General features: G+C 67.1%; 13 protein-coding genes and 2 riboswitches. Of the genes, 4 read left to right on the top strand and 9 right to left on the bottom strand.

Annotated features, from left to right (window positions below; translation table 11 throughout):
- Nucleotides 1–18: 18 nt before the first annotated feature.
- Nucleotides 19–852: a transporter substrate-binding domain-containing protein gene (locus G5S35_RS14405; RefSeq protein ID WP_110327861.1), complete on the bottom strand. Its 834-nt coding sequence runs from the start codon at nucleotides 850–852 to the stop codon at nucleotides 19–21.
- Between the two features lie 309 nt (nucleotides 853–1,161).
- On the opposite strand from G5S35_RS14405, the gene hemE reads away from it, so the two are divergent.
- Both hemE and G5S35_RS14395 read left to right on the top strand, forming a co-directional pair.
- Nucleotides 1,162–2,253, top strand: a complete 1,092-nt coding sequence (hemE, locus tag G5S35_RS14400) for a uroporphyrinogen decarboxylase (protein ID WP_065061747.1) — start codon at nucleotides 1,162–1,164, stop codon at nucleotides 2,251–2,253.
- A gap of 438 nt (nucleotides 2,254–2,691) precedes the next feature.
- On the top strand, nucleotides 2,692–5,049 hold the full coding sequence (locus G5S35_RS14395) for a primosomal protein N' (protein WP_124262025.1): 2,358 nt from the start codon (nucleotides 2,692–2,694) through the stop codon (nucleotides 5,047–5,049).
- A 46-nt stretch (nucleotides 5,050–5,095) separates the two neighbouring features.
- Here the strand turns inward: G5S35_RS14395 and G5S35_RS14390 are convergent, their stop codons facing one another.
- Nucleotides 5,096–5,245 carry a hypothetical protein gene (locus G5S35_RS14390; RefSeq protein WP_167371403.1) on the bottom strand — a complete coding sequence of 50 codons (150 nt, stop codon included), beginning with the start codon at nucleotides 5,243–5,245 and terminating at the stop codon, nucleotides 5,096–5,098.
- 288 nt (nucleotides 5,246–5,533) lie between these two features.
- Here G5S35_RS14390 and putA point away from each other — a divergent pair, with 288 nt between their 5' ends.
- Nucleotides 5,534–9,475: a trifunctional transcriptional regulator/proline dehydrogenase/L-glutamate gamma-semialdehyde dehydrogenase gene (gene putA, locus G5S35_RS14385; RefSeq protein WP_065062242.1), complete on the top strand. Its 3,942-nt coding sequence runs from the start codon at nucleotides 5,534–5,536 to the stop codon at nucleotides 9,473–9,475.
- Nucleotides 9,476–9,567: 92 nt separating this feature from the next.
- Nucleotides 9,568–10,716: a branched-chain amino acid ABC transporter substrate-binding protein gene (locus G5S35_RS14380; RefSeq protein WP_065061745.1), complete on the top strand. Its 1,149-nt coding sequence runs from the start codon at nucleotides 9,568–9,570 to the stop codon at nucleotides 10,714–10,716.
- A 141-nt stretch (nucleotides 10,717–10,857) separates the two neighbouring features.
- Here G5S35_RS14380 and G5S35_RS14375 read toward each other — a convergent pair whose 3' ends face one another.
- The 7 genes from G5S35_RS14375 to G5S35_RS14345 all read right to left on the bottom strand — a co-directional run bounded on the left by G5S35_RS14375 (nucleotide 10,858) and on the right by G5S35_RS14345 (nucleotide 21,192).
- A complete protein-coding gene (locus tag G5S35_RS14375; protein ID WP_183038423.1) occupies nucleotides 10,858–12,588 on the bottom strand; it encodes a thiamine pyrophosphate-binding protein in 1,731 nt (576 codons plus the stop codon).
- Nucleotides 12,589–12,676: 88 nt separating this feature from the next.
- Nucleotides 12,677–14,065, bottom strand: coding sequence for an L-serine ammonia-lyase (locus G5S35_RS14370; protein ID WP_074982832.1), 1,389 nt, complete (start codon nucleotides 14,063–14,065; stop codon nucleotides 12,677–12,679).
- A 101-nt stretch (nucleotides 14,066–14,166) separates the two neighbouring features.
- Complete coding sequence (locus G5S35_RS14365) at nucleotides 14,167–15,168, bottom strand: alginate lyase family protein (protein ID WP_231957661.1); 1,002 nt, start codon at nucleotides 15,166–15,168, stop codon at nucleotides 14,167–14,169.
- Between the two features lie 366 nt (nucleotides 15,169–15,534).
- Nucleotides 15,535–18,513 (bottom strand): aminomethyl-transferring glycine dehydrogenase, encoded by a 2,979-nt coding sequence (gene gcvP / locus G5S35_RS14360; protein ID WP_074982829.1) that lies wholly within the window; start codon nucleotides 18,511–18,513, stop codon nucleotides 15,535–15,537.
- 97 nt (nucleotides 18,514–18,610) lie between these two features.
- Nucleotides 18,611–18,991: a glycine cleavage system protein GcvH gene (gene gcvH / locus G5S35_RS14355; protein ID WP_065061741.1), complete on the bottom strand. Its 381-nt coding sequence runs from the start codon at nucleotides 18,989–18,991 to the stop codon at nucleotides 18,611–18,613.
- Between the two features lie 70 nt (nucleotides 18,992–19,061).
- On the bottom strand, nucleotides 19,062–20,180 hold the full coding sequence (gene gcvT, locus G5S35_RS14350) for a glycine cleavage system aminomethyltransferase GcvT (RefSeq protein WP_183038422.1): 1,119 nt from the start codon (nucleotides 20,178–20,180) through the stop codon (nucleotides 19,062–19,064).
- Nucleotides 20,181–20,304: 124 nt separating this feature from the next.
- A riboswitch (glycine riboswitch) is annotated at nucleotides 20,305–20,430 on the bottom strand.
- Between the two features lie 56 nt (nucleotides 20,431–20,486).
- Nucleotides 20,487–20,597: riboswitch (glycine riboswitch) on the bottom strand.
- Between the two features lie 247 nt (nucleotides 20,598–20,844).
- Complete coding sequence (locus G5S35_RS14345) at nucleotides 20,845–21,192, bottom strand: hypothetical protein (protein ID WP_065061739.1); 348 nt, start codon at nucleotides 21,190–21,192, stop codon at nucleotides 20,845–20,847.
- Nucleotides 21,193–21,259 lie beyond the last annotated feature (67 nt).

Genomic DNA, 21,259 nt, shown 5'->3' with positions numbered 1-21,259 from the left:
CTGCGCATCACTTGCGTTTCACTTCAGCCACTTGTCCGAGATCGACTGATACTCGCCGCTTGCACGCGCAAGATGCAGCCATTGATCGACGTACTGTTGAAACACCACGTCGCCGCGCGGGACCATCCAGGCTTTCTCGCCGTATTGAAACGGCTTGTCCGGATGCACCGAGCACAGGCCCGGATTGAGCTTCTGTTGCAGGAGCGTTTCGGAAGCATCGGTGACCATCACGTCGGCCTTGCCCGCGAGGATCTGCTTGAAGATCGTCACGTTGTCGGGATAGACGGTGAGGTTCGCGTGCGGGAAGAACTGCTTCGCGAAGCGCTCGTTCGTGCCGCCCGGATTCACGATCACACGCGTGGATGGCTGATCGATCTGCGCGACGGTCTGATACTTGTTCACATCGTCGCAACGCACGATGGGCGTCTTGCCGTCGACCTGATAGGCCTCGGTGAAGAACGCGCGCTTCTGACGTTCGAGCGTGGTCGAGACACCGCCCACGGCCACGTCGCACTTCGCGAGGAAGTCGGTCATCAGATTGGACCACGTGGTCTTCACGAACTCCGCTTTCACGCCGAGCGACTTCGCGAGCGACTCGGTCATGTCGATGTCGATGCCTTCGAAGGTGCCGTCCGGTTTGTAGAACGAATAGGGCTTGTAGTCGCCGGTCGTGCAGGCGCGCAGCGTGCCGCGCGCGAGCACCTCGTCGAGACGCGAGGGCGCGGCGGCCGTGTTCGGATTCACATTCGGATTCGCGTTCGATTGTGCGAATGCGCAGGGCGTGCCCGCGAGCGCGGCGAGCAAGGCGGCGACGAGTGCGCCGGCGGCGGCGAGCGCCTTGTTGTTCTTCATGCTGCGTGTCTCCTCGTCCTTTGATGGATGCGATGTCATGATCCGGAAAGCCGGTCGATCATAGCCCGCTCGCCATCACGCGTTAAGCATGGACAGACCTGGTAGCGCGCCGCATCGCGCGCGGCAAACCGCGAGCGGCGGCCCGATGCGCGCATGCCGCGTCGCGCTGAACATGGTGCCGATGCCGCCCCTGATGCCGCCCCTGAGTCCTCGCGTCGCACTTATGCCGACCATCGGCGCCATGCCGTACGCGTCGGTCCGGTAAAATAGCGGTCTGCTTCCGAATCTCGCGCGCAAGCGCCTCCGCACGTGGCCCACACCCTTCTGAACGACACCTTCCTGCGCGCATTGCTGCGTCAGCCGACCGAGTACACGCCGATCTGGCTGATGCGCCAGGCGGGCCGTTATCTGCCGGAATACAACGCGACGCGCAGCCGCGCGGGCAGTTTCCTCGGCCTGGCGAAGAATCCCGATTACGCGACCGAAGTCACGCTGCAGCCGCTCGAGCGCTATCCGCTCGACGCCGCGATCCTCTTTTCGGACATCCTCACGATTCCGGACGCGATGGGTCTCGGCCTGTCGTTCCAGGCGGGCGAGGGTCCGAAATTCGCGCATCCGGTGCGCACCGAGGAAGACGTGGCGAAGCTCGCCGTGCCCGACATCGGCGCGACGCTCGGCTACGTGACCGACGCCGTGCGCGAGATCCGCCGCGCGCTCACCGACGGCGAGGGTCGTCAGCGCGTGCCGCTGATCGGCTTCTCGGGTAGCCCGTGGACGCTCGCGTGCTATATGGTCGAAGGCGGCGGCTCGGACGATTTCCGCACCGTGAAGTCGATGCTGTACGCGCGCCCGGACCTCATGGAGCGCATTCTCGAGATCAACGCGCAGGCCGTGGCCGCGTATCTGAACGCGCAGATCGAAGCGGGCGCGCAGGCCGTGATGATCTTCGACACCTGGGGCGGCGCGCTCGCCGACGGCATCTATCAGCGTTTCTCGCTGGCCTATATCCAGCGCGTGGTCGACCAGCTCAAGCGCGAGCACGACGGCGAACGCGTGCCGGTGATCACCTTCACAAAGGGCGGCGGGCTGTGGCTCGACGAGATCGCCAATACGGGCGTCGACGCGGTCGGTCTCGACTGGACCGTGAACCTCGGCCGCGCGCGCGAGCGCGTGGGCGATCGCGTGGCGCTGCAAGGCAATCTGGACCCGACCGTGCTGTTCGCGTCGCCGGCGGCGATCCGCGAACAGGCGCGCGCGGTGCTCGACAGTTTCGGCGCGCATCCGGGTCACGTCTTCAATCTCGGCCACGGCATTTCGCAGTTCACGCCGCCTGAAAGCGTCGCCGAACTCGTCGACGAAGTGCATCGTCATAGCCGCGCGCTGCACGCCGCGTCCGCGTGACGTTTTTGTTGCAACGCAACGCGCAGGGCGGGGCCTGGGCTCCGGGCATCAGGGTAAGACCGGGCTAAAGAGGCCAGCCAGACGCCCTTCGGGGTCTGTCAAGCGTTGACTTATGCACACTTGTCTCGTTGCGGCGCGCAAGAGGGAAAAATTGCCGCAGCGAGCGAGAACGGTCTCGAAAGAATCAATCAGACCCTTGACAGATAAGGCTTTCGCCGCTCCATGGCGTTTTGTGCGGTTTCCCACATAGGCGCGCCAAAATGGCTGGCGCGGCGCGTCGACATCGAGTTCTCAACAAAGTTATCCACAGGCGAGACGGCGGGGAGCGCGATTGTTCTGCGGAATCCAAAACTTAGCGCGCAAAGTGAAGTTTTACTTTAAGTTCGGGCGTCGGTGCGCCAGCACACGTAGCGCTGCCGCCGCGAGCGGGGGCGCTGCATGAGCACGCGTTTCGCGCGTGTCGCGCTCGATCACCCGCTGGACGCGCTCTACGACTACCGCTACCCGGACGGCTGGCCCGAGCCGCGTCCGGGCATGCTGGTGCGCGTGCCATTCGGACGACGCGAGTCCGTGGGCCTCATCGTGGAAGTGAGTGCTCACAGCGAGGTGCCAGCGAACAAGCTGCGCGACGTCATCGAGGTCTGCGCGTCGTGCCCGCCGCTGTCGGAAAAATGGCTCGCGCTGGTGGAGTTCGCCGCCGATTACTACCAGCGCGGATTGGGCGAAGTCGCGTTGCCGGCCTTGCCGCAAGCGTTGCGCGACCCGCCGCGCTGGCCGCGTTTGCTGGCGCCCGAGGAGCGTTACCGCTTGCTGCCCGCGGGCCGCGAAGCGCTGCCCGAAGCCCTGCCCGCCCGCGCGGCGGCGCTGCGCCGTCTGGCCGAGGCGCTCGTGGCCGCCGGTGAGCTCGATCTCGCCGATGCGCGCGCGCTGCATCCGAAGGCTGCCGCGACGCTCGAATCGTGGCGCGATGCGGGTTGGGTCGAGTACGAGTGCGTCGAGTTCGGCGCCGCGCCGCGCGCATCCGGGCAAATCCCGACCGTAAAAAATACCGACGACGCCGACAGTGCCGATTTGTCCGTCGGCACGAATGGAAACGTCGATGCCCGCGCAACGAACGGGGCTAACGGCGCGAACGGAGCGAAAGAACCGGTCGCGCTGCACCGCCTGAGCGACGAGCAGCAAACGGCCGTCGAGGCGATTGTCGAATCGAGCGGCTTCGCGCCGTTCCTGCTGCATGGCGTGACGGGCAGCGGCAAGACCGAGGTCTATCTGCGCGCGCTGGCCGCGCGGCTCGAACGCGAGCCCGAGACGCAGGCGCTGGTGCTCGTCCCCGAAATCAATCTCACGCCGCAGTTCGAGGCGGCGTTCCGCACGCGCTTCGCGGGCGTGCTGCCCGACGGCGCCATTGTCACGATGCACAGCGGTCTCGCCGAGGGCGAACGCGCGCGCCACTGGCTCGCCGCGCACACGGGCCGCGCGCGCATCGTGCTGGGCACGCGGCTGGCCGTGATGGCGTCGCTGCCGCATCTGGCGATGATCGTCGTCGACGAGGAGCACGATCCCGCTTACAAGCAGCAGGAAGGGCTGCGCTACTCGGCGCGCGATCTGGCCGTGTGGCGCGCCAAACAGCTCGCGATTCCGGTCGTGCTGGGTTCGGCCACGCCGTCGCTGGAAAGCTGGTGGCAGGCCGATCAGGGCCGCTATACGCGCCTCACGCTGTCACGCCGCGCGATGGCCGACGCCGTGCTGCCGACGGTCAAGCTGATCGATCTGGAAGAGGAGCGGCGGCGCGGGCGCGCGTCGTTCGAGGGCTTGTCCGGCCCGCTGATCGCGGCCATGAAGGCGCGCCTGGAGCGCGGCGAGCAGAGCCTGATTTTTCTGAACCGGCGCGGCTATGCGCCGACGCTCGCCTGCGACGCCTGCGGCTGGGTTGCCGGCTGTCCGCGCTGCAGCGCCTACGTCGTGCTGCACAAGCCCGAACGCGCGCTGCGCTGCCACCACTGCGGCTGGGAATCGCGCATTCCGCATTCGTGTCCGGAGTGCGGCAACGTCGATATCGCGCCGATGGGACGCGGCACGCAGCGGATCGAGGAAGCGCTCGCGAGCGCGGTGCCGGGCGCGCGCGTGCTGCGCATCGACGCCGACAGCACGCGTCGCAAAGGCAGCGCGCAGGCGCTTTTCTCCGATGTGCACGCGGGCGAAGTCGACATCCTCGTGGGCACGCAGATGGTCGCGAAGGGCCACGACTTCCAGCGCGTCTCGCTGGTGGGCGTGCTGAACGCCGACAACGCGCTGTTCTCGCACGATTTTCGCGCGAGCGAGCGCCTGTTCGCGCAACTGATGCAGGTGAGCGGCCGCGCCGGCCGCGCCGGGCTGCCCGGCGAGGTGCTGGTGCAGACGCGTTATCCGCGCCACGCGATTTATCACGCGCTCGCGCGCCACGATTACGTGGGTTTCGCGAATTCGCAGGTCAAGGAGCGTCGCGACGCGCATCTTCCGCCGTTCGTCTATCAGGCCTTGCTGCGCGCCGAGGGGCGCACGCTCGAAGCGGCGCTGGCGTTTCTCGCCGAAGCGGCCGCGGCGCTCACGGCCATTCCGGCCGCCTCGCGCGTGATGGCCTACGACGCCGTGCCGCTGACGATCGTGAAGGTCATGAACGTGCACCGCGCGCAGTTGCTCATCGAGAGCCAGTCGCGCGCGGCCCTGCAGGCCACGCTGCACGCGTGGCAACCCGCGCTGCGCGCGCTACGCGGCGTGCTGCGCTGGAATCTCGAAGTCGATCCGCTCGATATTTGAGGGCAACCCCCGCCGCCCGATCGCGATGTCGATACGCCGCGAAGTCTTATCGCTGCGTTCCGCCCGCCGCGTCGCCCTGACTGGCGCGCACGACGCGCAGCTTGCGCGTTTCCGGCGCCGTCGCGCCACGGATGAACAGCACGGCGCACAGCGCGCACATGCTCCAGACACCTGCCACCACCAGCCACTTTTCCATTTTTTGGTCCTCGCGCCGGTTCGAACGTCCGGCTCCCCGTTGTTCTTTGTATAACGGCACGGCGACAGAAACGATTAGGGTTACCCAGAAAGTGTGGGCCAGGGAAAATACCGAGTGCAGACGCGCCGCCACGGCTGGCGGGCATCTGGCGCAAACCCAGGCCCCACGGGCCTTCTCGCGGGGTGCAACCAGGCATTTTGAATGGTTGCACCTTTTTAATTGGAGGGGTACGATTCGCCAACTTTTTTAGTCTTGGCCGGTGCGGGTCAGCCGGCATACGAAGGAAACATGGCTAGCACCACCCTTGGCGTCAAGGTCGACGACCTCCTCCGCTCGCGGCTCAAAGATGCCGCCACGCGCCTCGAGCGCACCCCGCACTGGCTCATCAAGCAGGCCATCTTCGCTTACCTCGAAAAAATCGAGCACGGCCAGCTGCCGCCGGAGCTGAATGGCCACGTCGGCGCTACCGATCTGGGCGACGGTTCCACCGACGGCCCCGACGAGTACGCCTCACATCCGTTCCTCGAGTTCGCCCAGAACGTGCAACCGCAGTCGGTGCTGCGCGCGGCGATCACGGCGGCGTACCGTCGTCCGGAGCCGGAGTGCGTGCCGTTCCTGATCGGCGAGGCGCGTCTGCCCGCCAATCTCACCGGCGACGTCACCAAGCTCGCCACGAAGCTCGTCGAAACGCTGCGCGCCAAGCGCACGGGCGGCGGCGTCGAAGGCCTGATCCACGAGTTTTCGCTGTCGAGCCAGGAAGGCGTGGCGCTGATGTGTCTCGCCGAAGCGCTGCTGCGTATTCCCGACCGCGCCACGCGCGACGCGCTGATCCGCGACAAGATCAGCAAGGGCGACTGGAAATCGCACGTCGGCCACGCGCCGTCGCTGTTCGTGAACGCCGCGACCTGGGGCCTCATGATCACCGGCAAGCTGGTGACGACGAATAGCGAAACGGGTCTGTCGTCGGCGCTCACGCGCATGATCGGCAAGGGCGGCGAGCCGCTGATCCGCAAGGGCGTCGACATGGCGATGCGCCTGATGGGCGAGCAGTTCGTCACCGGCGAGAACATCTCGGAAGCGCTCGCGAACAGCCGCAAGTTCGAAGCACGCGGCTTCCGCTATTCGTACGACATGCTCGGCGAAGCGGCGACGACCGAAGCCGACGCGCAGCGCTACTACGCCTCGTACGAACAGGCGATCCACGCAATCGGCAAGGCAGCGGGCGGACGCGGCATCTACGAAGGCCCCGGCATTTCGATCAAGCTCTCCGCGCTGCATCCGCGCTACTCGCGCGCGCAGCAGGAACGCACGATGAACGAGCTGCTGCCGCGCGTGCGTGCACTCGCCGTGCTCGCGCGCCGCTACGACATCGGCCTCAATATCGACGCCGAAGAAGCCGACCGCCTCGAACTCTCGCTCGACCTGCTCGAAGCGCTCTGTTTCGACTCGGAACTCGCGGGCTGGAACGGCATCGGTTTCGTGGTGCAGGCTTACCAGAAGCGCTGCCCGTTCGTGATCGACTACATCGTCGATCTCGCGCGCCGCAGCCGTCACCGCATCATGGTGCGCCTCGTGAAGGGCGCGTACTGGGACACGGAAATCAAGCGCGCGCAGGTGGACGGCCTCGAAGGCTATCCGGTCTACACGCGCAAGATCTACACCGACGTGTCGTACCTCGCGTGCGCGAAGAAGCTGCTCGGCGCGCCCGACGCGGTGTACCCGCAGTTCGCCACGCACAACGCGTACACGCTGGCCGCGATCTATCACCTCGCGGGCAACAATTACTATCCTGGCCAGTACGAATTCCAGTGCCTGCACGGCATGGGCGAGCCGCTGTACGAAGAAGTCACCGGCCCGCTGGCGCAAGGCAAGCTGAACCGTCCGTGCCGCGTCTACGCGCCGGTCGGCACGCACGAAACGCTGCTCGCGTACCTCGTGCGCCGTCTGCTCGAAAACGGCGCGAACACCTCGTTCGTGAACCGTATCGCCGATGAAACCGTGCCGGTCGCCGAACTCGTGACGAACCCCGTCGACGATGCCGCGAAGGTCGTGCCGCCGGGCGCGCCGCACACGAAGATTCCGCTGCCGCGCGAACTGTTCGGCAGCGAGCGTCTGAATTCGATGGGCCTCGATCTGTCGAACGAACATCGCCTCGCGTCGCTGTCGTCGGCGCTGCTGGCGAGCGCGCATCATCCGTGGCGCGCCGCGCCGATGCTCGCCGATATCGACCTCGCCGAAGGCACCGCACGTGATGTACGCAATCCGGCCGATCATCGCGATCTGGTCGGCACCGTGGTGGAAGCGACGAGCGAGCACGTGAGCGCCGCGCTCTCGCACGCCGTGGCCGCCGCGCCGATCTGGCAGGCGACGCCCGTCGATGCGCGCGCCGACTGCCTCGCGCGCGCCGCCGATCTGCTCGAAGCGCAGATGCACACGCTGATGGGCCTGATCGTGCGCGAAGCGGGCAAGTCGCTGCCGAACGCGGTGGCGGAAATCCGCGAAGCGATCGATTTCCTGCGGTATTACTCGACGCAGATCCGCGAGGAATTCTCGAACGACACGCATCGTCCGCTCGGTCCGGTCGTGTGTATCAGCCCGTGGAATTTCCCGCTGGCGATCTTCATGGGCCAGGTCGCCGCCGCGCTCGCCGCCGGCAACACGGTGCTCGCGAAGCCCGCGGAACAAACGCCGCTGATCGCCGCGCAAGCCGTGCGCATCCTGCGCGAAGCGGGCGTGCCCGCCGGCGCGGTGCAACTGCTGCCGGGCGACGGCGAAACCGTGGGCGCGGCGCTGGTCGCCGATCACCGCACGCGCGCCGTCATGTTCACGGGCTCGACCGAAGTCGCGCGCCTCATCAACAAGCAGCTTTCGCAGCGTCTGGATTCGGAGGGCCGTCCGATTCCGCTGATCGCCGAAACGGGCGGCCAGAACGCGATGATCGTCGATTCGTCGGCGCTCGCGGAACAGGTCGTCGCCGACGTGCTGCAAAGCGCGTTCGACTCGGCGGGCCAGCGCTGCTCGGCGCTGCGCGTGCTGTGTCTGCAGGACGACGTGGCCGAGCGCACGCTCGAAATGCTCACGGGCGCGATGAAGGAACTGGCGATTGGCAATCCTGATCGTCTGTCCGCCGACGTCGGTCCGGTGATCGACGTGGAAGCCAAGCGCGGCATCGACACGCACGTCGCGACGATGCGCGAGAAGGGCCGCAAGGTTACGCAGATGCCGATGGCCGACAGCTGCGGCGCGGGCACCTTCGTGCCGCCGACGCTGATCGAAATCGACAGCCTCGACGAACTCAAGCGCGAAGTGTTCGGCCCGGTGCTGCACGTGATCCGCTATCGCCGCAGCCAGCTCGACAAGCTGCTCGAACAGATCCGCGCGACCGGTTACGGCCTCACGCTCGGCATCCACACGCGTATCGATGAAACGATCGCGCACGTCGTGGGCCGCGCGCATGTCGGCAACATTTATGTGAACCGCAACGTGATCGGCGCGGTGGTCGGCGTGCAGCCGTTCGGCGGCGAAGGTCTGTCGGGCACGGGTCCGAAGGCGGGTGGCGCGCTGTATCTGTCGCGTCTGCTGGCCAAGCGTCCGGCGGGTCTGCCGCAATCGCTCACGAAGGCGCTGGTGGTCGACATGCCGCAAGGCGAGAACGGCGAGCGTCCGCAGTCGGCGCAAGGCAATCTCGCGGTGCTGCGCGATTGGCTGATCGCCGAACGTCAACCGGCGCTCGCGGCGCGTTGCGAAGGCTATCTGGAATACGTGCTCGCAGGCGCCACGGCGGTGCTGCCGGGCCCGACGGGCGAGCGCAATACGTACACGTTGTCCGCGCGCGGCACGGTGCTGTGCGTGGCCTCGACGCCGACCGGCGCGCGCGCGCAACTCGCGGTCGTGCTGGCGACGGGCAACCGCGCGCTGTTCCAGGGCGCGGCCGGTGAAGCGCTGGTGAACGCGCTGCCCGCGTCGCTGAAGGCGCACGTTGCGATCAAGAAGACGGCCGATGCCGAATTCGACGCCGTGCTGTTCGAAGGTGACAGCGACGAACTGCTCGGCCTCGTGAAGGAAGTGGCGAAGCGCGGCGGTCCGATCGTCTCGGTGCAGGGCGTGGCGGCGCATGCGCTCGCCAACGGCGACGAAGATTACGCGCTCGAACGACTGCTCACGGAGCGCTCGGTGAGCGTGAATACCGCAGCGGCAGGCGGTAATGCAAATCTGATGACGATCGGCTAAGCACAGTCCATACTGTCGGTCGTCTCAAGACAAGGAAGCGGCAAGGCTCGCGCCGAAGCCGCTCATTTGATACCTGGTACCAAGGAGAAGCTATGCAACACACGATGAAGCAGCTGGCAGGCGCAGCGCTGGTTGCGGCCCTGTCGCTGGCGGGGACCGCGCAGGCGCAGCAGGCGGAGGACGTCAAGATTGGTTTCGCAGGTCCGATGACGGGTGCGCAGGCGCACTACGGCAAGGACTTCCAGAACGGCATCACGCTCGCCGTCGAGGAAATGAATGCGACCAAGCCGGTGATCGGCGGCAAGCCGGTTCACTTCGTGCTGGATTCGGCCGATGACCAGGCCGACCCGCGCACGGGCACGACGGTCGCGCAAAAGCTCGTCGACGACGGCATCAAGGGCATGCTCGGCCACTTCAACTCGGGCACGACGATCCCGGCTTCGCGCATCTACGCGAACGCAGGCATCCCGCAGATCGCCATGGCGACCGCGCCCGAGTACACGCAGCAAGGCTTCAAGACCACGTTCCGCATGATGACCTCGGACACGCAGCAAGGCTCGGTGGCCGGCGCGTTCGCGGTGAAGAACCTGGGCCTGAAGAAGATCGTCGTGATCGACGACCGCACGGCTTACGGCCAGGGTCTCGCCGACGAATTCGCGAAGGCTGCGAAGGCGGCGGGCGGCAACATCATCGACCGTGAATACACCAACGACAAGGCCGTCGACTTCAAGTCGGTCCTGACGAAGGCCAAGGCGATGAACCCCGACCTCGTCTACTTCGGCGGCGCCGATTCGCAAGCCGCGCCGATGGTCAAGCAGATGAAGTCGCTGGGCATCAAGGCGCCGCTGATGGGCGGCGAAATGGTCCACACGCCGACGTTCCTGAAGATCGCGGGCGACGCAGCCAACGGCACCGTGGCCTCGCTGGCGGGCCTGCCGCTCGAGGAAATGCCTGGCGGCAAGGACTACGTCGAGAAGTACAAGAAGCGCTTCGGTGAAGACGTCCAGACGTACTCGCCGTACGCTTACGACGGCGCGATGGCCATGTTCGCAGCCATGAAGAAGGCCAACTCGACGGATCCGGCGAAGTACCTGCCGTTCCTCGCGAAGACCAGCATGCCTGCTGTGACCTCGGCCGACCTCGCGTACGACGCGAAGGGCGACCTGAAGAACGGCGGCATCACGCTGTACAAGGTCGTCGACGGCAAGTGGACGACGCTGCAAAGCGTGGGCGGCAAGTAATCGCTGCCTGACCGCTTCGCGCGGTTCGACGCTGTAAAAAAAGCCCCGCAGGCTTTAAACCTGCGGGGCTTTTTCTTTGCATTTGAATCGCGTCGCGCGAAAGGTGAGGCTATTCAGGATCGCTAACGATATCCCGGCGTGTTACTGCGCACGCGCCTTGCGTCCCTGTTCGCGAACCTGTTCGAGCGTGGCGGCGGGCGTGCTCGCTTCCTTCGTCACGCGAATCTCGATCAGCGCCGGCTTGCCCGCATTCAGCGCGCGATCGAGCGCGCCCGCGAACTGCGCCGTGCTCGTGACCGTTTCGCCGTGCGCGCCGAACGACTGCGCGAAGGCCGCGAAATCTGGATTGGTGAGCTGCGTGCCGTGGACGCGGTTCGGATAATTGCGCTCCTGATGCATGCGGATCGTGCCGTAGTGGCTGTTGTTCACGACGATGAACACCACGTTGAGCCCGTATTGCATGGCGGTCGCGAGTTCGGACGACGCCATCATGAAGCAGCCGTCGCCCGCGAGCGCGACCACGGCGCGTTGCGGATAAAGCGACTTCGCCGCGATGGCCGCGGGCACGCCGTAACCCATCGCGCCGCTGGTGGGCGCAAGCTGCGAGCGGAAATGCCGATACGCGAAATGCCGATGCAGCCACGTCGCGTAATTGCCCGCGCCATTGGTGACGATGGCGTCGTCGGGCAGGCGCGCGCGTAGTTGCTGCATCACTTCGCCGAGCTGCACGTCGCCAGGCATCGGGCGCGGCGTGCGCCACGCGAGATACGCCTCGTGCGCCTGCGTCGCGCTGCCGGTCCAGGCCACCGAATCCGGCGCGGGCAACGCGGCCAGTTGCGCGGTGAATTCCGCGAGACCGGAGACGATCGGCAGATCGGCGGCATAGACGCGGCCGAGTTCTTCCGCGCCCTGATGCACGTGAATCAGCGTCTGCTTCGTCTTCGGAATGTCGAGCAGCGCGTAGCCCGCCGTGGTGGCTTCGCCCAGACGCGGCCCGAGCGCGAGCAGCACGTCGGCTTCGCGGATGCGCGCGCTCAGCGCCGGATTCGCGCCGAGCCCCACGTCGCCCGCGTAGTTCGGATGATCGTTGTCGAGCGTGTCCTGAAAGCGGAACGCGAGCCCGACCGGCAACTGCCAGTTTTCGACGAAGCGTTGCAGATCGGCGCACGCCTGCGGCGTCCAGCCGTGACCACCCGCGATCACGAACGGCTGCTTCGCGTTCGCGAGCAGCTCGCGCACGCGCTCGATCTGCGCCTGCGAGGGCGACGCCTGCACGCGCTGCGCGGCGGGCGCGGTGGGCTGCGCCGTGGCGGCGGGAATCGCGTCGCTCAACATGTCCTCGGGCAGCGCGAGCACGACCGGACCGGGACGCCCCGACATCGCCACATGAAAGGCGTGACTCAGGTATTCGGGCACGCGCCGCGCGTCGTCGATCTGCGCGACCCACTTCGCCATCTGGCCGAACATGCGCCGATAGTCGATTTCCTGAAACGCCTCGCGGTCCATCTGCTCGCGCGCGACCTGGCCGATCAGCAGGATCATCGGCGACGAATCCTGAAACGCGGTGTGCACGCCGATCGAGGCATGCGTCGCGCCCGGACCGCGCGTGACGAGCGCGACGCCCGGTTTGCCCGTGAGCTTGCCGACCGCTTCGGCCATGTTGGCGGCGGCGGCTTCGTGACGGCACACGAGCGTGTCGATGCGCGCGGTTTCGTCGGCGAGCGCGTCGAGCACGGCAAGATAGCTCTCGCCGGGCACGCAAAACACGCGCTCGACGCCATTGGCGACGAGCGCATCGACGACGAGGCGCGCGCCGGTCACGCTCGCCGGGTTGTCGTGATCGCTGCGGGTCGTTTCGTTCGGCTGCTGCATGGCGATGCCCTCTCCTTCGTTCTTTTCGTGAATCAGGTGGATCGTTTCGAGTCGCTTCGGGTGACGTCAGCAGCCGCGCACGCTCACATCAGCATTCGACGATGTTGACCGCGAGTCCGCCGCGCGACGTTTCCTTGTATTTGGTCTTCATGTCGGCGCCGGTTTCGCGCATCGTCTTGATGACCGAATCGAGCGAGACGTAGTGCGCGCCGTCGCCGCGCAGCGCCATGCGCGCGGCGTTCACGGCTTTCACCGAGGCCATCGCGTTGCGCTCGATGCAGGGAATCTGCACCATGCCGCCGACCGGATCGCAGGTGAGGCCGAGGTTGTGTTCCATGCCGATTTCGGCGGCGTTTTCCACTTGCAGCGGCGTGCCGCCGAGCACGGCGGCGAGCGCGCCCGCCGCCATCGAGCAGGCCACGCCCACTTCGCCCTGGCAGCCGACTTCCGCGCCCGAGATCGACGCGTTGAGCTTGTAGAGAATGCCGATCGCGGCGGCCGTGAGCAGGAAATCGATCACGCCTTGCTCGTTCGCGCCCGGCGTGAAGCGCACGTAGTAGTGCAGCACGGCGGGAATGATGCCGGCCGCGCCGTTGGTCGGCGCAGTGACGACGCGGCCGCCCGCCGCGTTTTCCTCGTTCACGGCGATCGCGTAGAGGTTGATCCAGTCGATCATCGAGAGCGGGTCTTGCAGCGCGCGTTCGGGATGCGCGGTCAGTGCGCGATAAAGCTGCGGCGCGCGGCGCTTGACCTGGAATGGGCCGGGCAGCGTGCCGTCGGCATCGGGATTGTTGATGCCGCAGCCGCGCGACACGCACGCCTGCATCACGTCCCAGATACGCAGAAGGCCGGTGCGGATTTCCTCGTCGCTATGCCAGATGCGCTCGTTTTCGAGCATCAGTTGCGCGATGCTTTTGCCGGTCGAGGCGCACAGCGCGAGCAGTTCGGCGCCCGAGGTGAACGCATGCGGCATCTGCTGCGCGGCGGCCAGCACCTTGGTGTTCGGCGCGCCCGCCGTCACGACGAAACCGCCGCCGACCGAGAGATAAGTGCTTTCGCGCAGCGTCTCGCCGTTGGCGTCGAGCGCGCGCAGCTTCATGCCGTTCGGATGCTCGGGCAGCGCCTGGCGATAAAAGGCGATGTGCTCCTTCATCACGAACGGAATCGTGTGATGGCCGAGCAGCGCGAGCAGGCGCGAGGCGCGCACGGCTTCGAGACGCGCGTTGATGGTCTCGGGATCGACCGTGTCGGGCGCGTCGCCCATCAGGCCGAGCATCACGCCGCGGTCGGTGCCGTGGCCTTTGCCGGTCGCGCCGAGCGAGCCGTACAGTTCGACCTTCACGGAGGCGGTGGGCGCGAGCAGCCCGTCGCGCTCGAGTCCTTCGGCGAACATCAGGGCCGCGCGCATCGGTCCGACCGTATGCGAACTGGACGGCCCGATGCCGATTTTGAAAAGGTCGAAAACGCTGACTGCCATGGGTACTGCTCCTGCTTGATCGTGTCGGTTTCAGGGGATGCTGCGCGGTGTGGTGCGCGACATCGAATTCATGCGCCACCGCTGCAACCCGTCACGCGCGATCAGCGCGCCGGCAACGGCAGGCAGACGGCAAGCCACGCGGGCGGCGTGGGTGCCAGTTTCAGGGCGATCGGCGCATAGCGGCCATCGAGCCGCGCGGCCAGGTGAAACAGTTCGGCGGCGTTCTTCGGATCCCATGCGCCGGTGTAGCCGGGCAAACCGGCCTCGCGGCGCTTGGCGTCGAACGGCACGCTCGAATGCACGAATTCCTCGTGCGTCTTCTCGCCGAGCGCGTACGGCGTGAGCCAGTCGAGCGCGCTCGCCAGCGTGGCGCCGTTGGCCGCGCGTTCGGGCAGCCAGTTGCGGTTGTGGCGGCGCGCGGCGAGCGCGGCCGTCACGAGCGGCTGCAGATCGTAGGTCACGTAGTGCAGCGCGTCGCGCTCGGTGAAATCGAGCGTGGAGCCGTCGGGCGCGACGTTGTCGCCGATATGCTCGACGAACAGACGCTGCGCCGTCGCGATCATCTTGCGGTTGTCGAGCGTGAACGCCGTCATCGCAATGAGCTTGACCCGATGGCTCTGCCAGTTGTTCGCGAACGTGCCCTTGAGCGGGCGCGGCTGCGCGTCCACCTGCTGGATGTAGCCGTTCGCGAACTTGTTCAGAAACAGCATGGTCGCGTTGCGCGTTTTCACCGGCAGCGCGCTCGCGGTCATGTCGTACGCGAGGATCAGCGCTTCGAAGCGCGTTTCGTCGATCGGATTGAAGCTCGGTTGATAGGTCGTGACCCACGCGTACAGAAAGCGGTCGACGAGCTTCAGGAAGCGGTCGTCGCTCGTGGCGCGCCAGGCGAGCGCCGCGTTGCGCATCAGGTCGAGTTCCTTCTCGGCCTCCACGCTCTGGTCGTAGATGCCCTCGTGCGGCAGCGTGCCTTCCGTGTGCAGCCGCGCGAGCGGATGCGGCACGTCGTTCACGTGCGCCTGCACTTCGGCCACCAGCGCTTTCACGCCGGGGTCCGAATTGGTGCGTTCGCTGGTCTGCAGGGCCGGTGCCGCGCAGAAGTTCATCGCCGCGCGCGCCGGTTGCGCCGCGCTCAGGGCCGCGAGGCCCGCACTCACGAAACAGGCCGCCGCGAGCGTGCGCGCGCCGCCGCGCGCCAAGCGGCCCTTGGCCTGCGTGATCGCCGGATTTCCGGCCAAGGCCGTTCCCACCTTCCGCGCCATGCGCGACTCCCTGGTTCAAGGCTGACAGGTGTGTGATGTTAACGGTTTGGCGAGCTTTGGCGAAGTTTCGCGGCGGCAAATGTAACGAAAGTAACGTCGCAGGGCGGGGCGCACGCCGGGTCGCCGGGCCGGCCGCACGGCGCCGCCGCGTCGACCGGAGGTCGTGCGGCGGCATGGCGGCGGTCATGGCCGGTTACCCGACGGTTACGCTCATTCGCCGGCGGTCCCGTCGGCCTGATCGTCGTAAGCGTCGATCGGCACGCACGAGCAGAACAGATTGCGGTCGCCGTAGACGTTGTCGGCGCGGCCGACCGGCGGCCAGTACTTGCGCGCGACCAGCGACGCGAGCGGATACGCCGCCTGCTCGCGCGAGTAGGCGTGCGCCCAGCCGTCGGCGACCACCACGGCGGCCGTGTGCGGCGCGTGACGCAGCGGGTTGTCCTCGGCGTCGGCGCGACCGTCTTCCACGGCGCGGATTTCCTCGCGGATCGCGATCATGGCGTCGATAAAGCGGTCCAGCTCCTCCTTCGACTCCGACTCGGTCGGCTCGACCATCAGCGTGCCCGGCACCGGGAAGCTCATGGTCGGCGCGTGGAAGCCGTAGTCCATCAGGCGCTTGGCCACGTCGTCGACGGTGATGCCACTCGCATCCTTGATGGGGCGCAGGTCGAGAATGCACTCGTGCGCCACGAGGCCGCCGGGGCCGCTGTACAGCACCGGGAAGTGCGGCGCGAGCTTGTTCGCCACGTAATTCGCGTTGAGGATCGCGGTTTCGGTCGCGGCGGTGAGGTTCGCCGCGCCCATCATCGCGATGTACATCCACGAAATCGGCAGGATCGAGGCCGAGCCGTACGGCGCCGCGCTGACCGCGCCGATGCCGTGGCCCTGATCGGTCGAGCGCTTGTAGCCCGACGAAAGCTGGTTCGGCAGGAACTGCGCGAGGTGCGCGCCGACCGCGACCGGACCGACGCCCGGGCCGCCGCCGCCGTGCGGAATGCAGAAGGTCTTGTGCAGGTTCAGGTGCGAGACGTCGCCGCCGAACTGGCCCGGCGCCGCGAGACCGACCATCGCGTTCATGTTGGCGCCGTCCACGTAGACCTGGCCGCCTGCCGCGTGCACGATTTCGCAGACTTCGCGCACGTTTTCCTCGAACACGCCGTGCGTGGACGGGTAGGTGATCATGATCGCCGCGAGCTTCGCCGCGTGCTGTTCGGCCTTGGCCTTGAGGTCGGCGAGATCGATGTTGCCTTGCGCGTCGCACGCGACCACCACGACCTGCATGCCCGCCATCTGCGCGGAAGCCGGGTTCGTGCCGTGCGCCGAAGCGGGAATCAGGCAGACGTTGCGGTGCGCGTCGCCGCGCGAGGCGTGATACGCCTGAATGATCAGCAGACCGGCGTACTCGCCCTGCGAGCCGGCGTTCGGTTGCAGCGAGACGGCGGCGTAGCCGGTCGCGGCCACGAGCATCTGTTCGAGCTGATCGACCATTTCGCGGTAGCCGACGGTTTGCTCGGCGGGCGCGAACGGGTGAATCTGGCCGAACTCGGGCCACGTCACCGGCAGCATTTCCGAGGTGGCGTTGAGCTTCATCGTGCACGAACCGAGCGGAATCATCGAACGGTCGAGCGCCAGGTCCTTGTCCGAGAGGCTGCGCAGATAGCGCAGCATTTCCGTTTCCGAATGGTGACGGTTGAAGACCGGATGCGTGAGGTAAGCGCTTTCGCGCGCGAGCGCGGCCGGGAAGGTGGCGGCGTTGGCGGCGGCGAGTTCGGCGTCGAGCGCGTCGACCGACGGCGTCTCGCCCGCGAACGCGGCTTGCGCGAACACGGCGAGCAGATCGGCCAGATCGCCGCGCGTGGTGGTTTCGTCGACGGAGACGCCCACGCGCGTTTCGCTCACGCGGCGCAGGTTCATGCCGCGCGCGAGCGCCGCGTCATGCAGCGCCTGGGTGCGCGCGCCCGCTTCGAACGTGATGGTGTCGAAGAACGACGCGTTGACGAGCGTGTAGCCGAGCTTCTGCGCGCCCGCGGCCAGAATGGCGGCCACGCGGTTCACGCGCTGCGCGATGCGCTTCAGACCCTGCGGACCGTGATAGACCGCGTACATGCTGGCCATGATCGCGAGCAGCGCCTGCGCCGTGCAGACGTTCGAGGTGGCCTTCTCGCGGCGGATATGCTGTTCGCGCGTTTGCAGCGCGAGGCGCAGCGCCGGGTTGCCCTGCGCGTCGACGGTCACGCCGACGAGACGGCCCGGCATCTGGCGCTTGAAGTCGTCCTTCACCGCGAGGTAGGCGGCGTGCGGGCCGCCGAAGCCCATCGGCACGCCGAAGCGCTGCGAGTTGCCCACGGCCACGTCCGCGCCCCATTCGCCGGGCGGCGTGAGCAGCGTGAGCGCGAGCAGGTCGGCGGCGGCGATCACCGCGCCGCCCGCGGCGTGCACGGCCTGGGCGAGTTCGCGGTAGTCGCGCACGTCGCCGTTCACGCCCGGATATTGCAGCAGCACGCCGAAGGCGTTCGCCTGCGCGGCCTCGGCGGCGGGGCCGACCTTCACTTCGATGCCGATCGGTTTGGCGCGCGTCTGCACGACTTCGAGCGTTTGCGGCAGCACGTCGTCGGCGACGAAGAACACGTTCGACTTCGACTTGCCCACGCGCTGCACGAGCGTCATCGCTTCGGCGGCGGCGGTGCCTTCGTCGAGCAGCGATGCGTTGGAAATGGCGAGGCCCGTCAGGTCGACGATCATCTGCTGATAGTTCAGCAGCGCCTCCAGACGGCCTTGCGAGATTTCCGGCTGGTACGGCGTGTAGGCCGTGTACCACGCCGGATTTTCGAGCACGTTGCGCAGGATGACGGCCGGCGTGTGCGTGTCGAAATAGCCCTGCCCGATGTACGAGCGGAACACCTGGTTCTTGTCCGCGAGCGCGCGCAGCGCGGCCAGCGCCTCGGCTTCCGAGCGCGGCTGCGAGAACGGCCCGAGCGGCAGCGTCTCGGTGCGGCGGATCTTCGCCGGAATCACCGCGTCGATCAGCGCCGCGCGCGACGCGAAGCCGAGCGCGTCGAGCATCGCTTGCTGGTCGGCCGTGTCGGGGCCGATGTGGCGGGCGGCGAAGGCGTCGTGCGCTTCGAGCGCCGCGAGCGAGAGAGCCGTGGGCGAGGTGTTCATCAGACGATCCGGGTGTTCGAGCTTCATGAGGTTTCCTGCCGGCGCGGGCGGCGCGTCGCGTAGTGCCGCGATGCCGCCGCGCCTGTGCGTTGGGACGGGCCTTCTGCGAAAGCCGTCCCGGGGTTTAGGCGCCGATGGCCTTCTCGTAGGCGGCGGCGTCGATCAGCGCGTCGAGCTTGGCGTCGGCGGCCGGCTTGATCTTGAAGAGCCACGACTCGTAGGGCGCGCCGTTCACGCCTTCGGGGGCGTCGACGAGCGCCGAGTTCGATTCGACGATCTCGCCCGAGACCGGCGCGTAGATGTCCGAGGCGGCCTTGACCGATTCGATCACGGCGATGGCGTCGCCCGCCGTGACGGCGCGGCCGGCTTCGGGCAGTTCGAGGAAGACGATGTCACCGAGCGCTTCCTGCGCGTGATCGGTGATGCCGACGGTCAGCGTGCCGTCGGCTTCGGTGCGGATCCACTCGTGCGATTCGGTGTATTTCAGATCGGCCGGGATGCTCATGGTTGCTCCAGTGCGTGGTTCGTTTATGACTTGAAAAGAGGGTGGGCGTGCGCGCCGGAATCCTTGCGGATCAGGCGACCAGCACCTTGCCGTTGCGCACGAACGGCAGTTTTACCACGCTTGCGGGAAGGGCTTTGTCGCGGATCTGCACCTGCACGACGTCGCCCGGCTGCACGCCCTCGGGCACGCGCGCGAAGGCGATGGATTCCTGCATCGTCGGCGAGAAGGTGCCGCTCGTGATCTCGCCGTCGCCGTGCGGCGTCAGCACTTTCTGGTGAGCGCGCAGCACGCCGCCGGCCTTGCCGTTTTCCTTCTGCAGGATCAAGCCGACGAAGGTCGAGCGCGTGCCGTTCGCTTCGAGCGCGGCGCGACCGACGAACTCGCGCGGCGTCTTCAGGTCGACGGTCCAGGCGAGGCCCGCGTCGAGCGGCGAGACCGCTTCGTCCATGTCCTGGCCGTAGAGGTTCATGCCCGCTTCGAGGCGCAGCGTGTCGCGCGCGCCGAGGCCGCAGGGCTTCACGCCCTGGCGTTGCAGCGCGTCCCAGAACTCGCAGACGGCGGCGGCGGGCAGCACGATTTCGAAGCCGTCTTCACCGGTGTAGCCGGTACGCGCGATCATCAGCTCGCCGAACGGCGTGGCGTCGATCTTCGCGGCGTTGAAGGGCTTGAGGATTTCGGTGGCGCTGCGCGAGGAGGGCGCGACGGCCCAGACTTTCTCGCGCGCGTTCGGGCCTTGCACGGCGACGATCGCGAGATCGCGGCGCGGTGTGATGGTGAGGCCGAAGCCGCCTTCGGCGTTGAGCTTCTCGAACCAGGCGATGTCTTTGTCGGCGGTGCCCGCGTTGACGACGGTGCGGAACGCGTCGTCGGCGAAGTAATAGACGATCAGGTCGTCGATCACGCCGCCTTCGGGGTTGAGCATGCAGGAATAGAGCGCCTTGCCGGGCGTCGTCAGCTTGGCGACGTTGTTGGCGAGCGCGCGGGCGAAGAATTCGCGCGCCTTCGCGCCCGAGAAGTCGACGACGCACATGTGCGAGACATCGAACATGCCGGCGTCGGTGCGCACGGCGCGATGTTCGTCGATCTGCGAGCCGTAGTTGACGGGCATGTCCCAGCCGCCGAAATCGACCATGCGGGCGTTCAGCGCGCGGTGCGTGTCGTTCAGCGGAGTGCGTTTGAGTTCGGTCATGAGGCCTCAGGCGGTCGCGAGGGTTTTCGTGCGACTCCGGGGGAATGTCCCGCCGGAATTCGAGCGAAAACGAAAAAGGCCATGCAGGACTCGCCGCAGGCACGATGCCCGTGGTCGGTTCTTGCATGGCCCCTCTGTCCTCGGTACCTGAGAGATTGCGTCGAACGACGCGCGCCCCTTCGGTGGGCAGCCTGAACGCCAGGGTTACGATCCCTCCGCCGTTCTACTGCCGCTCTCCAGAGTTGCGGACCTGAGTGCCGTCTCGCGCGTCTCGCACGCGGGTGCGAAACAGGCGAAGCAGCGGTCCGGCGCGCACGGTCCTTTTGCCTGAGAGTTTGTGGGTTGCCCCTTCGGCGGCGGCGTTGCGATTCGAAATTGACTCGACTCGCGAACGTCGCGCTCTCCCGGCGCGCGCAGCGATTGTGCTGGACGCCGGCGGGCTGTGTCAATGCGGAAAAATTAGGCGCACCGTGGCGGCGGAACGGGAGTGGAACCTGCGCCAGCCGGCCGCGCGTGCTGGCGGGCCATGCGCCGAACGCCGCCCGGCAAGGCTTGCGCGCATGCGGCCCCGAAAGAACCGCTCGCGCGCGACCGCGCATGCGCGCCAAAAAAAGAAACGGGCCGCGCGAGGCGGCCCATGTGATCGCGGTGGTTTTGCGCGGGCTTATTCGCCGATGGCGCGCGCCGCCGTATCGAGCTCCTGGTTGAGCACGTGCTGCTCGTCGCCGGAGATGCCGCCGCCGTGCTGCGCAGCCATGTCGTGCGCCTCGCCGCGGATCGTGTCGAGGCGGTGATGCAGCGCGGCGCCCTGCGGCGGCGGATAGTAGCCCTGGTTCACGCGCGCGTCGATGCGGCGGCCCAAGGTGTCGATGCGGGCGTCGACCTGATGCAGGCGGTCGACGGCCAGTTCATGCGGATTCGAGCCGGAATGCTGCGCGGGCGGGGTGACGACGCATGCGGCGAGCGTCGAGATCAGCGCGGCGGCGCAGCTCAGGCGGATGGCACGGTTCATACAATTCAATCGGGTCATTGAGACTCTCCTTGTTGTCGGTCCGGGGCGGGCTGGCGCGCGCCACGAA

Source organism: Paraburkholderia tropica, assembly GCF_014171495.1.
GTDB lineage: Bacteria > Pseudomonadota > Gammaproteobacteria > Burkholderiales > Burkholderiaceae > Paraburkholderia > Paraburkholderia tropica.
This window is presented reverse-complemented; position numbering and strand designations above follow the sequence as displayed.

Coding starts and splice junctions, on each gene's coding strand:
- G5S35_RS14405 (WP_110327861.1), bottom strand. CDS start 852: ATGAAGAACAACAAGGCGCTCGCCGCCGCCGGCGCACTCGTCGCCGCC.
- G5S35_RS14395 (WP_124262025.1), top strand. CDS start 2,692: ATGAGCACGCGTTTCGCGCGTGTCGCGCTCGATCACCCGCTGGACGCG.
- G5S35_RS14390 (WP_167371403.1), bottom strand. CDS start 5,245: ATGGAAAAGTGGCTGGTGGTGGCAGGTGTCTGGAGCATGTGCGCGCTG.
- putA (WP_065062242.1), top strand. CDS start 5,534: ATGGCTAGCACCACCCTTGGCGTCAAGGTCGACGACCTCCTCCGCTCG.
- G5S35_RS14380 (WP_065061745.1), top strand. CDS start 9,568: ATGCAACACACGATGAAGCAGCTGGCAGGCGCAGCGCTGGTTGCGGCC.
- G5S35_RS14375 (WP_183038423.1), bottom strand. CDS start 12,588: ATGCAGCAGCCGAACGAAACGACCCGCAGCGATCACGACAACCCGGCG.
- G5S35_RS14370 (WP_074982832.1), bottom strand. CDS start 14,065: ATGGCAGTCAGCGTTTTCGACCTTTTCAAAATCGGCATCGGGCCGTCC.
- G5S35_RS14365 (WP_231957661.1), bottom strand. CDS start 15,168: ATGAACTTCTGCGCGGCACCGGCCCTGCAGACCAGCGAACGCACCAAT.
- gcvP (WP_074982829.1), bottom strand. CDS start 18,513: ATGAAGCTCGAACACCCGGATCGTCTGATGAACACCTCGCCCACGGCT.
- gcvH (WP_065061741.1), bottom strand. CDS start 18,991: ATGAGCATCCCGGCCGATCTGAAATACACCGAATCGCACGAGTGGATC.
- gcvT (WP_183038422.1), bottom strand. CDS start 20,180: ATGACCGAACTCAAACGCACTCCGCTGAACGACACGCACCGCGCGCTG.
- G5S35_RS14345 (WP_065061739.1), bottom strand. CDS start 21,192: ATGAACCGTGCCATCCGCCTGAGCTGCGCCGCCGCGCTGATCTCGACG.